The sequence below is a fragment of the Micromonospora sp. DT47 genome, from assembly GCF_049844475.1.
Classification (GTDB): domain Bacteria; phylum Actinomycetota; class Actinomycetes; order Mycobacteriales; family Micromonosporaceae; genus Micromonospora.
On the sequence record NZ_JBNCLC010000075.1, the window covers coordinates 1 to 434 of the forward strand.

A 434-nucleotide genomic window follows, 5' to 3' on the forward strand; every position below is an offset into this window, starting at 1 on the left:
AAGCCGCCCTCACGGGAGCCACCACGGAAGCCACCCTCACGGGAGTCACCACCGCGGAAGCCGCCCGGGCGGGAGTCTCCGTCGCGGGAACCGGAGCGGAAGCCGCCCTCGCGGCGGTCACCGCCGCGGTCGGCGCCACCCCGCGGGCCGGCGCCGCGGTCGTCGCGGTCGCCACGGTATGGGGGCCGGTCGTCCCGACGCGGGCCGTCGCCACGCCCCTGGGGCCGATCGGTGCGGTCTTCGTTACGGCGCGGACGGTCTCCGCCCTGCGGTCCTGAACTCACAGGTACATCCTTCCTGATTGCGCCACCAACGGCGCTACGCAGTCGAGGGCCGACCCGGATGGGGCGGCCCTCGACTGGAAGATTGTCCGGCGGCGTCCTACTCTCCCACACCCTCACGAGTGCAGTACCATCGGCGCTGGAGGGCTTAGC

1 pseudogene is annotated in these 434 nt (G+C 73.3%); it reads left to right on the plus strand.

Annotated elements, in window-relative coordinates:
* Window positions 1–278, plus strand: a pseudogene (locus ACLQ2U_RS32205) (hypothetical protein); the annotation flags it as partial.
* Between the last annotated feature and the right edge of the window lie 156 nt (window positions 279–434).